Here is a 12,201-nt window from a genome sequence, read left to right as displayed (position 1 = left end):
TTGAGATAAGGATGGCACCATGTTTGTCCGTAACATTAGGAGCAAGGAGGAGATGGTTCTCCTTGTTCCGCAGGAACCGAAGAGTTGGTGGTTCTTCGCTGCGTGGTTCACCTTGTCAGCACGATGCGGCGGGTTTTGGTTTCTTCGCCGTTCACCTTGCTGCGATAAAGATAGACTCCGGGTGCAATGGGAGCGCCGGAATAGTCGCAACGATTCCAGTCAAAGCCGACATAGCCGGACTCCGTCACGGTTGAGGCGGACCAGATGCGCATGCCGGAGATGTGATAGACCTCCGTCTCCACCGTTGTCGGTGCGGCGTTTTCGTTGGGGAAGGACGTGATGAAGCGAACGTTCGAACTGCCGGAGTTTAAGTTCGTGGCATAGACGTCAAAGACGGGAGCACCTTCCTCACTCACTGTGAAATTCAAACGAGCAGTCGTGGAATTGTCAAAAGCATCCCATGCACGGAAGTCAAGACAGTGACGACCGGAAGTGAGATTCTCCAACTGATATTCAACCATGCCGGAAGAAAAAGAGCCATTGTCGAAACGGAACCAATCGTTCACGATGACAGACTCGGCACGCTTGTCGTCCAGCCAAAGTTCCATGTCGTGACCCAAGTTGCCGGACATCATGGTGAGAGCCACGGAGTCTGCAATGTGGGCAAAGAAAACGGGCGAAGACCCCACGATGCCGCCGTCGGGGAAGTCGGGGCGGTCAAGATAAAGATAGACGTGAGGCGGGACGGAGTCCGCAGGCAACGAGGAGGAAATGGCGTTGAAACAGAAACGGTCAAACGAACCATTGCACTCCGTGCGGAGCGAGTCTGCACTGACCGCATAGAGCACGAGCATGCCCGGGTCGGCAGAGAGTTTGATGCTGGGGGGCACAATCAGCCTCAGCTTGAAACGACCGTTCACGACATCGACGTTTCCTTCAAAGAGCGTATTCGTGTAGTCTGTGTAGGTCAGCGGAGAGACGCTCGTGCAACCATAACCTTTACACTTTATCGTCTCGGCAGGCGTGAAGAGTGTGCCGGTCAACGTTCCGTTGAAATCGGTGTCCACCTCGGCGCTACCATTCTCTCGAGCAACAAATCCACTGAAAGCCACTTCCCCACCCGCTTCAAGTGCGGAGAGGGCTGAAGAGATAGGCTTACCGTTCACACTGTCAATGACGAGTCTTTCTTCAGGATAAGTCAGCGCGACGGCAGGGTCGCCGAGCAGCACGTATTTCATTTTGTTGATGCTCTGGTCAATGCCAATGGAAACGATGGTGTTGCTGATGAGCTGCGTTTTGGTGAGACGCATGGCGTCGCCGAGCGTGTAGCGTTCGCCTTGTTCGTTTTTGCGGAAGGCGAAACTGGCAAGTCCCATGTTCAAGGCACGATTATAGTTTGAATAGACTGAACGCGAGGCACACACCACCGCCAGCGCGGGAGAATTTTCGTGAGCAAGGGCGAGGCGTCCAAGGTCGGTGATGGGCTGGTCGAAGGGAGTGATTTCGCAGGATGCAAAGACCCAGAGCGGAGTCGAGGAACTTGAGTTTTCGCGCACATCGTCCAGCATCAGGAGAAAATTGTGGGAAAGATAGGACGGTCCGCCGTGTCCGTTGTAGTTCAACCACAGTGCGCCCTGCTGCATCGCCTGTTTGAATTTGGCTCGCGCTTCAGGATAGGTGCCGCCCTGCGCAGTGGACGTGATGCTGTAGGCGTCGGGATAAATCTTTCGCGTAATCATGCCTCCGTTGACATTTTTCGCAAGTTGACTGACCACGGCTTGGGCATCGTTCATGTGGAGATTGTTGTCGCCGGAGTCGCCCACAATCCAGATTCGGTTTTTCCAAGGGCCCGTCTGCTCACACTTTCGATAGGCAATTGAAACATCCACGAGACGAGCTGCGGAGGCTTCATCGCGACACAGGAAACGACCGACGCCGAGATCAATCTTCTCCAATGCCGGACGACTCCCTTCTCTGTCATCGAGCAGCGCGTAGAAGTCATCGCTGACATAAGAGTGAAGCGTACCGATGGAATAGTCTGAATTGAAATAGGTCTCTTGGTCATTACGCTCGCAGGCAAGAAGGAAATCGTCGGGGTTCGAGCCCTTCCATTCGGAGGTTATCATGCGGTTGTCGTAGTATGCCTCACCAAAAAGAAGAAGATAGCGCGGCGCGTCGGCGTCAGTGGCAGCACGGTCATAGAGCATCTTCATGTAACGACGCACGGCATTGGCGTCGGGCGTTCCGCTGGAGAACTCATTGTAGATTTGGTCGGCACGCACCACTTTCACGCGCAGTTTGCCCATCTCGCGATGGGACGCAGCCAAACGTTCCGCCTGCGCAGTGAGTTTGCCCGAGGCAGGAACAACGATGACATAGTCAATCTTCTCGTCGGCATGAAGATTCTGATTATCTATTTCTCCGGCAAACTCGGGCGTTTCGTAGGTCGCATTTAAATCCACAATCACGAAACGTTTTTTTCCGGAAACAGCACGCGCCACATAACTTCCATCGACAAGTTCGCCGGGGAGTTGCATCATGGGGGCATCGGAGGTTTGGAGTTGCCAGACACGTGTGCCGGAAGAAGCGGCGGCGACTTCCATGCTCACCTTTCCGCTCTGTCCGCAGGTGAAGGCGTGGGTCGTCACGCCGGCTTCCAAATGCTGAGGATAGACCGCATAGAGATAGTTCAACCTGCCGGTGTTTGTCGTGGCAATTTTGATGTTGAGCGCGTCGGCTGCAGCCACGGTGAAAGAGCCGCGATGCCCCTTCGCACTCTCGCTTTCGGTGGTGTATTTACCAACCTGCGCCGAAGCGACCTCGGTGTTGTTGATGAGGAAAGAGACACGGGTGGCGGCGGAAGTGTTTTGGGCAGAAACATCATAATTAATTGTGACCTCTTCGCTCTCGCAGCCGGGCAACTTGAGTTTGAAAGTGTGACCCGAACCTTGCAGTTCGTTGGAGTCATAGAAATCTCGACCTCCGCCATACCAGACAAAAGCGTCGTTATCGACTACGGCATAAGCCGGCACCTGGTTCACGTTGGTGACCGTCGAAAAGGTGAAGTCCTCTGCGGTTTCCAGCGTCAGCGGATTCTCGCCTTCTGTCAGAAAATAGTAACTGTAGTTGGAGAAAGTGTTTACGTTGAACGAGCGTTCACCCCAGCGCGTGAGACCCTCGGCAAAGAAGAGCACGGAACCTTCGCGGCGACAGAGAGGCACTTCACAAAGGTCATCGATGAGTGCTTCGCTGCCCGTGAACGTGAAGACGTCTGGGAGGAGACGTCCCCCGTAGCCGTAGAGTTTCACTTTGGAAGGGTCGCTGAAGCCCCAAGAAGAGAGTTGGGAATTGGAGATTTGATAGATTCCTTCTTCTTTGACCCGAATCTTCACCCATTTTCCTTGTGCCAGCACGGAATTCTCGGCATAGCGCGACGAAGCCACCGTTGCCTCCACCCTTCGTGAGATACTGCGCACGAAGGGCATCACCTTCGGTCCAAGGTTGCGCACACGGAGCAAGTAGTTCGTCACACGCATCCAGCGGCCGCCCTGTTTGACCACCGGCACGAAGTTTATGTCGGCGAATGTTTTGCCACGCATCTTGCTGTAGAGCACGTGGAACTGCACGTGTTCCTCTGCTTCAAAGCCGAGTCCGCGAAGCATCCTGACTTCGGCTTCGGAGAGCGGTTCAGTTTCGGGATATTCCACCGTGATGGAAAAGGTGTCGGTCGGCAACACCCACCCCAACTCCGCCTGTTCTTCCACAATCGGAAGCGCAGAAGAGGTGATGGGATAGTCCTCAGGAGAAATGGAAACAAAGTTTTGTGCTCGCAATTCCGAAGAGAAGAAGGAAAGAAGAGCAAGCACTCCTATATATATATACGTGCGTGAGAAATGGTTCATGCGGCAGAAAGTTGATGAAGACTGCTTAAAGAGGAGTCTGTGAATGAAGACTGCTTAAAGGGGAGTCTGTGAATGAAGACTGCGAGAATATGTCATTTGACGTGGAAGGAAGCCAGTTCCTTCCCTTGGAGTTGCAAGACGAGTTTGTCTTCTCGGAAGACCTCAAAAGCGGGAGTGTCCTTTCGTGGGAAGAGAAAGACGTCACCCTGTCGGAGGGTGTGGTGGGAAGAAACGAGCGCAATCACCTTGTTGGCACGCTCCCTCACTTCCTTCACTTCTTCATCCTCTTGAATCCCTTCCCGGGATGGTTCCGCCAAGGCAACGGCTCCGTCAAAACCGACTGCCATGTCCCAAGGTTTTCCTTCCTCACGCAAACGCTCGAGAAGCGGATGCGCCTCAAAGTGATAGGCGAGCGTGAGTTGTGTGGCGTCATAGTAGCGAGCAGCAAAGCGTTCGTGAATGCTGCGACCGAGTCGGGTGATGCGCAGAGCCCAGCATGGCTGCGCCAGGCAATGTTCGGCAAAATCGGGAATGAAGAACGGCATCCTCCGAAGCAGCAAAGCGGTGTCGGGAAGTGCAATCACCGAAGGGGAGTGCTCGTCGCAGTCGGCACAAATATAATATAAAGTCATGAAGAATATCGTTTTAAGTAATATGAAAATAATGAGTTGCGTCAGATTTGAATGACATTTTCGAGGTCAGATTTTCACCCGAAGAAGGAGCATAGTCGTAGCTACGTGACTGATGAGGGAGGAAATATGAACCGAAAAGATTTTCAAAGATGATGCAGGTTATTTTTTGAGGATTACTTAGGTCTGAAAAGAGGTCATCGCCCACCCCATCTTAGGGATTCACACCACCCTTTCTCAATGGTTCAAGATGAACTTGAGACTCACGCCGAAGTCCTGCGTGGTGACGGGATAGGAACTGGAAGTGAGGAGCGGTTTGTTCATTTGACGGTCATAGTAGGCGGTGAGAGTGAGGAACTTGCTGAGCGCATAGTCTGCGGCGAAACTAATCTGAATGGATTTGTTTCCGCTGGTGGCTTGCGAGATGCCCGTCAAGATGTCTCGGTTGAGCGCGGTCTGGTTGCGAAGCGTGAAGTCCAGGCGCAAGTTGAGGTCGTTGGAGAAGCCTTTGCTGTTGGTGGTTGCTTCCTGCTTTCCTTTCTTTCCCTTGGTGCGCACGGCACGTTTTGGGGCGAAGAGGTTAAGGTTTGTGATTTTGTAGCCCAGTCCGACGACGAAATCATCGGATTTTGTTTCGCTCAGTTGCTGAGAAGTCATGCTGAGCGCGAGCACGCGGGTTTTGCGCATCTCCACCTTGGCTGTGATGTTGTTGAGGAAGGTCATGTCGATGCCCACGAGCGGAGAGAAACTCTCGTTGATGCTGACGGTCGAGACGTCATACATTGAACTCGGCACGGGCATGCCGGAGGCGACATCGTTGATGAAGCCGAAACCGCCCATATACTCCATGAAAGTGGTATAGGTGTTATAGGAGCCGACGGAATAAACGCTCTTGTAGCCGTGATTGAGGTTGAAACTCTTGAACACCTTTTTCATGCGAGGCAGTTTCGCCAGACCGCCGTAGGAGACGTTCCAGTTGGGAAGCATCTTGAGCAGGGACGGGAAGATGTCCAGCCCACCACCGCCCATGGTGTAGGCATCCAGGAAGGCAGGAATCATGACTTCGGAGGAGTAAGGGCTGACGGTTCCGTTGGCGGGATTGAACGGCTGCCCGGCGAGGGCAGTGCCTGCAGGATAGACGGCATCAGCAAATTTGTTCTCCACGCGCTGGCGATAGGTTTCGAGAAGTCCGAGGAACTTGTTGAAGGTTTTGCTGGTGTAGCCTTTGTCGGGGTTTCCGGTTTTCTCGAAGGCGGAGCCAATGGAGATGGTGGTCATGGAGAAGGAGCCGGTCTCGGTGGCAGGCATACCGTCGAACATGAACTGGATGCTGCGGTTCTTCGTCGTGTTGCGGCTGGCGGTGAGGTCAATTTTGACATCGCGGAAGGGTTCCAGCGTGGCACGCAGTTGCACCGTTTCGGTGAGGTTGGTGGTGGCAGGCGTGGTGACGCTGTCTGCCATGAGCAGCCAGCCTCTTTCTGCCGCCTTGCGAATGTAGCCCTCATCGGTGAAGCCGAAAGCAAAGTCCAAACCCGGGGCGAGTCCGCCACCGCTGCGCTGACCGAAGTAGTCTCCGACGTTGGGAAGGAAGCCGGGGATGCTCATGCTGAATTTGTTGGAGTAGTTCACGCTGACGTTTCGCACCATCATGAGGAAGCGGGAGCCCATTTGCAGGAACTTATACCATTTCTGGTCTTCGGTTCGTTTTCTCGGACTGACGGAGAGTTTGATTTTGGCAGTGTCTTGGGTGAGCACCAGGATTCGGTTGGCATCAAGCACTTTGTAGCGAATGGGATAGCGGCTGCCGTCGGCGCGGAGGGCAGTGACTCTGATTTTCTTGGTGCGCTGATTGTGGGGCACGATTTGCGTGGTGTCGGCGAGGAGTTTGATTTCTTTTTGGAAATTCTTCTTCTCGTCTTTTTTTTCTTTGCTGTTGTCTTTCGGCGTTTGTGAGTATTTCTTGTTCACCTTTTTGAGGAAGGGCACGTGATTGTAGAGCGTCTCGAGGTTGAGACGTCCGTTGCCTGTGATGCTTCGGGAGTTATTGATGGTGTTTCCGAGCGTACTTCCGTCTTGCAGTTCCGTTCCGCGTGCCCAGTTGTAGGTTCCGTTATAGGACACGTCGGTTGTCACCCAGTCAAAGATGGGCAGTTTATTGATGGGCAGTTTCCAAGAAGCATCAAAGGTTTGCTGGTAAGTCAAGGGGCGTCCCATTTCTTTGATGGAGTTCCAGACGGAGTCCTTCCAAGCGGAGTAGCGGTCGGGATAGAGGTCTTTGTTGACGGCGGTGTAGGGTTGTTCGATTTCTGCGTTTGTCCCGGAACTGAAGGAGGCGTGAAGATTCTTCGTGAGGTCCCATCGCAGTTGGAAGGTACGGTTCCAGAGGAAGTCGCTGGACCAGGTCAGGGGCAGGGAGTTGTTTTCGAGGTTCTCCATGTCACGCTCCTGGAGTTCATAGTAAGAACGGGTTATGTCAGAGTTGAAACCGACGGACTGAGGCAGGAAGTTGAAACTTTGGTCTTTGAGAATCTTGAACCACTTGGATTTTTTCTTGGACTTTTTCCAAGGTTCGAAGGCTTTGAAGTTGGGCGACCAGTTGTAGTTGAGCGACCATTTCCAGTTCTGACTCTTTTCCCACGCGGTAGTTTCCCCGCTCGTGTTGCGGGAGGAGTAGGCATAGCCGAAGGTAAAGTTTGCCGGGTCGTAGGGCATCGGGTGGTTCTTGGTGGCGATGTTGAATCTGACGCCGGACAGACTGAAGTTTTTGGTGATGACGACTTTCTCGGCAATGTTTTTGAGCGAGTCTTTTTCGTGCTGAGTCGCCATGGCGTCCAGTGCCTCATCGAGTTCCATGTCGCTGTCGAGAGGATTGTAGCGGGGCGAGGTGCGTTGTTTGGAGTAGGAATAGTAGATGGGCGCGTTCAGTTTGACCTTTTCCGGGAGGAAGCGTCCTGCCTGGACGTTGGTGGTGATGGAGTATTCGTAGAGGTTGTCGTCGCGGCGCTGACTGACGGTTTCTTCCAGTCCGCCGAATCCCTCGGTCTCGATGTGTCCGGTGAGGTTGACGGTGGCGACATCGCTGAGTTGGAGGTTGAGTTGGGACTGCGCAGCCCATCCGCCTTTGTTGCTGAACTGTTGCAATCGGAGTTCGTTTGCCCAGATTTCTACGTTCTGCACTCGGCGGGAGTTGTTGCGCACGCCAATCATCATGGTGCGCACTTCCCCGAGCGTGGGGTTACCCATCACCGTCACTTTGTTGGCGGGTTTGGCGGGGTCAAATTCGGAGTAGGCTTGTGAGTAGGATGCCAAGCCGAGCGACTTTTGCTTGTTTCGGTTGCGTTTGACGTCGGTGAGGACGGAGAGGTCGATGTCGAGCATGTTGCTCTCGGGCCAGACGATGAGGGCGTTGGTGTTGTTGTCGGCATATTTTCCTGCCGGTGTGATTTTCAGAGGGATTTCATATTCGTAGAAATTGCTCTTGTAGTCTGAGCCGAAGCGCACGAAGAGTGACATCTGACCGTCCTGCACCTCGTCCGCACCGGGGACGGTGTTGGCGTGGGTGAAGAGTTGGATGTGTTTGTAACGGCGGAGGTCAAGCGTGGTGTTCTTATAGACGGCACGGGCGTCGCCGGGTGAGAGGTCTTTGACGGTGAGAGCGAGGGACTGCTCGTCGTTTTGGAGGATTTGCGTCTGTCCGGGGTCTTGCACACGGCTGATGCCGGGCGGGAGGATGTAGTTGACGGGCTCTTTGTCGTTGTTTTCTTCAAAACTGACGGCACTGACGGCAAGTGTTCCGCTCGTCTCGGGCGCGCTGCCCTGATAGAGTGCCTGTTCGTAGCCACGCCATTCGCCGCGAACCAGATTCATGGTGGCGAGACGGAGCACAACGGGCTTCTCAAAGCCGGTCATGAAGACGCGCATGAAACGAATGGAGGAGAAATCGTTGATGCCGCCGACTTTCTTTTCGTACTGATCCACGGGGATGCGGAAAAGATACCACGTGTAGTCTCTGCGGTTGTTGTCGCGGGTCTTCACGTTGGCGACGCGCTTATCGACGATGTAGTTTCTTCCGACCTGCATGTCCTCCTCAGCGATGTGAACGCGATACTGATAGTACTTTTCATACTCGTTGAGGGTGTAGTCCTGGTTGAGGTCTTCGACGTCAGGCGTGGTTTTGTAGGCGGTGCTATAACTTTCGGGCGAGTGGTCGGAATCGACGGAGTTGCCGTTGGGATTGTTGATGTATTTGTAGCGATCGAGGATGGAGCGCTGCGCGAGGTCGTAGTCCGAACCGCGGAAGTAGTGATACTTGTCGGCGGAGGGGGAAGCGAGTAGTGAGTCATAGACCTCTCCCCTCACCTTTCCCTGCACGGCAGCGAGGAACTGTGCGTAGGCGGGATAGTCGCGCTCTTGCTCGGAGGTGAGTCCGTTGAAGCCGACGTCTTGTTTTTGACGCGAGCCGCTGGAAGTGTTGAAGGCATAGGTGACGGAGGACTGCGTCGGCACGCGTCCCCAGATGGTTTCGGTAAATTGCGTCGGGTCGTCATTGACGGGAAGTCCGCTCTCGTAGAACTTCTTTCCGTCTTTCAAAATGTCTTCGCTGATTTCTCCGAGGTTGAAATAGAGGTCTCCGTCGAAGGTGGTTCCGTTGTCACGGGCTTTGATGAAGGGGTCGAGCATCCAGAACTCGATGTATTCGATGTTGGAGGTCTCAAAGTCGGAGTTTTCCAAGCGTCTCATCATGCCGCCCCAGCGGGAGCGGGGGTCAAGGAGTTTACCGTCGTTGTCGAGCGAGGGGTCGAGGTTGTAGGGACCGCGCTCATTGGGATAGTAGGCAAGGTTCAAGACATTGAGTGTGTTTGCCTCCTGCATGTTGATGCTCTTGTTGGGGAAGAGTTCGTTGCGATAGACTTCTCGCACGTCGGGGTCAGAGAGTTGAACGAGGTCATTCTTGATGTGACCGGGCGTGAGGCTGGAGGAGCGACGGGTGAAGAGCGGGTCGATGAAATACCATGAGAAGAGGGCGCGGTTGTAGCCGTAGCGCACGTCGTTCGTGAGACTCGCTTCGGGGAACATGGAGGGCACGCTGGCAAGCGTCCACTCCTGCGGTGTGGAAATGTCGATGTTTGACTTGGCGTTTTCGAAGTCGTCGATGTAGGAGGCATCTCCCTGTGCGCCTTGGCTTTTTCCGGCGATGAGTTGTGCGAACTCGGCGGTGAAGTTGATGCTGGAGGGTGCGGTGCAATGGAGGAGCGGGAGTTTGTCGAGCCAGTCGGTGAGCCGTTGACTTTGTTTCTTCCAAGAAATGTGGAGTCCCCAAAGGGTGTTGTTGAGGGGTTCGCTGCCCATGGCGACTTTCGTGGTGAGCGGTTTCTCCCCGAGGTGCATAATCGTACCGCCGAACTGCAGGTCTTTCGAGAACTCATAGTCCCAGTTCAAACCGACCATGGTTTTGCGCTGCATGCCGTAGTCGGTGTTGCTCTCAAGGCTGACACTGACCGACGTGCCGGCATCCAGGATGCTTTGGTTGAGGATGCGAACGATGCCGGCATTGTAATCAACGGTATAATCCACTCCTTCCACGAGGGTTTGTCCTCCGGCGGTGACAACGACGGAGCCGCGGGGAATGTTCATCGCGCCGAGTTGAATCTCGTCGTTTCGTGAGGCTTTATACTCGCCGGTGAGCATGAATTTGTTTTTTTCCGCCACTTGTCGCGCCACGGTGCGTGTGGAGTCGTAGAGTTCTTGGAAGGCATATTTTTTTGCCAGTTCTTCGCTGCCGAGAGCCTGTGCCAATCCCTTGCCGAAGGGTTCGACGACGGGGAAGAAGACTCTGCCGCTTTGGGAAAGCACGGTGTAGCCTTCGACGTAGTCAAAATAGCCATTCGCCCCCAATTTGTTTTGGTTGTCGAGGCGGTCGGCACCAAGGAGTTGAATGATTTTCTTGTCTTTAACCGCCGGCTCGGGAATATAGGAAAGATAGACGCCGGTGGTGTCCGAGAGGAATTTGACATCAAGGCGGAACTTGTCTTTCTGCACCTGGGTGGCTCCGAGGGCATAGACGTTCTTCATCATGAGGTCCCAGTTCCCCATGCCGGGCACGCAGGCGGTGTTCTTCAGTGCCTTGACGAAGAGCACTTCCGTGTTGTCTTTGCGGTCGGTGGAAAACTCTCCGACTTGATAGGTCACGCCCTTGTAGGTGTACTCATAAGCAATCGCCAACACTTGGTCGGTCTGCAGGGTTTGTTTGAGAGAGATGAATCCGAGTGCGCTGTTCAGCACATACTCTGAGGAAGACAGACGACGTGCGGACTCGAGTTTCTCGTAGTCGCTTCCGCCAACAAGTCCCACACCGTCCAGTGTGGGTGTGACGGTGGAGATGGCTCGGGCGCCGGGGAGGGTGTTGACGAGCGAGGTGTAAAGGTCGTTGGATTGGTTGGAGGGGTTCGTGTCTGCGCCGGGAACCCAGAGGGGACTACTGATGCGGTCGTGTTCGCCGAGGTCAGTGAAGGCTGCGATGTTACGGGTGTCGTTGGTCTGTCCCGTTTTGTTCGTGACCCACACCTCGACGCGGTTGATGGTGATTCCGGAGGTGATGTTGGGCAACTGCTTCATGAGGGCATCGTAGCGGTCGCGGAAGAAATGGCTGAGGAAGAAGTGGCGGTTCTCGTCGTAGGCATCGGCAGCAATTTCAAAAGAGGAGAGTTGGCTTCCGCCTTTGGAACTGACGGTTGTGGCAGTAGAGTTTTTCTGCGACACGACGGTCTGAAGTTTCAGTTTGCCGAACTGCAAGTCGGCGCGCACGCCGAACAACGAACTGGCACCTCTGATGAGCGACGAGTTGGAAGGCATGCTGACGTTACCGGCTTCGATGAGTTTGATGATTTCGTCTTCTTTGCCCTCATAGCGCAATTTGATTTGTTGGGCGTCAAAGTCGAAGGTGGCTTCGGAGTTATAGTTGAAGTCCATGTTGACTTTGTCGCCGACCTTACCGTTCAGGCTGAGGTTTATCTTTTCGTTGAAGTCGAATCCGAAGACTTTTCGGTTTCTCTCACTGAGCGAGGGGTTGTCGGTGAAGCGGGTGTTGGCACCGATTTTGAGTTCTGCCGAACCTTGGGTTTTGATTCTGACGCCGCCGGGACCGAAAATCTTTTCCAGTTTTCCGAGCGAGAAGTGCATGTCGGTGAAGTCAAACTTCTCTTTTCCTTTTGCCTTGAACTCCTCGGCGTTCTTTTGTTTGTAGAAAGCACGACGGCTGCGCTGAGCCATGAGTTCACAATATTCTTTATAATCCAAAGAGAACGGCACATCGACATAGGTCGCCTTGTCGCCCGTGCCGAGTTTCGTACCGAAGAGGAAGTTTCCGCTCTTGTGATCGTAGGTGGCTTCGGTTCGGAGGTTCTCGGGGTCTTTCAGGTCAATGACGCCGTGTGCTGTGTCGGCGAGGGTGACGAGTCCGGACTTCTTGACCGTGTCTGCCGCCTCGGCGGGAAGGGCGGGAAGTTCCGAGTGGAAGGGTGCGGCGACGGATGCGTCAGAGGACTCGGCAGGAGTTGCAGTCTCGGCGGACACTTCGGCAGACACTTCGGCGGAGCGGGAGGAAGGGAACGCGACAAAACGGGACGAGGCGACAGCCATTGCTGCCACCGCGATTCCAACTGCTACTAATA

3 protein-coding genes are annotated in these 12,201 nt (G+C 54.2%); all 3 read right to left on the bottom strand.

Annotated features, from left to right (window positions below; translation table 11 throughout):
- Window positions 1-107: 107 nt before the first annotated feature.
- A complete protein-coding gene (gene porU / locus I6E40_RS01355; protein ID WP_235385058.1) occupies window positions 108-3,902 on the bottom strand; it encodes a type IX secretion system sortase PorU in 3,795 nt (1,264 codons plus the stop codon).
- A 92-nt stretch (window positions 3,903-3,994) separates the two neighbouring features.
- Window positions 3,995-4,534, bottom strand: a complete 540-nt coding sequence (locus tag I6E40_RS01350) for a hypothetical protein (RefSeq protein ID WP_235385057.1) — start codon at window positions 4,532-4,534, stop codon at window positions 3,995-3,997.
- Between the two features lie 234 nt (window positions 4,535-4,768).
- A complete protein-coding gene (gene sprA, locus I6E40_RS01345; protein WP_235385139.1) occupies window positions 4,769-12,169 on the bottom strand; it encodes a cell surface protein SprA in 7,401 nt (2,466 codons plus the stop codon).
- Between the last annotated feature and the right edge of the window lie 32 nt (window positions 12,170-12,201).

It is taken from the genome of Prevotellamassilia timonensis (assembly GCF_021531665.1).
In the GTDB taxonomy this organism is placed as follows: domain Bacteria; phylum Bacteroidota; class Bacteroidia; order Bacteroidales; family Bacteroidaceae; genus Alloprevotella.
Note: the sequence above shows the minus strand (reverse complement) of the source record. Positions and strands in the feature narration are given on the sequence as shown.

What these genes read in the sequence shown, in the direction of transcription:
- porU (WP_235385058.1), bottom strand. Translation starts at nt 3,902, where the DNA reads ATGAACCATTTCTCACGCACGTATATATATATAGGAGTGCTTGCTCTT.
- I6E40_RS01350 (WP_235385057.1), bottom strand. Translation starts at nt 4,534, where the DNA reads ATGACTTTATATTATATTTGTGCCGACTGCGACGAGCACTCCCCTTCG.
- sprA (WP_235385139.1), bottom strand. Translation starts at nt 12,169, where the DNA reads ATGGCTGTCGCCTCGTCCCGTTTTGTCGCGTTCCCTTCCTCCCGCTCC.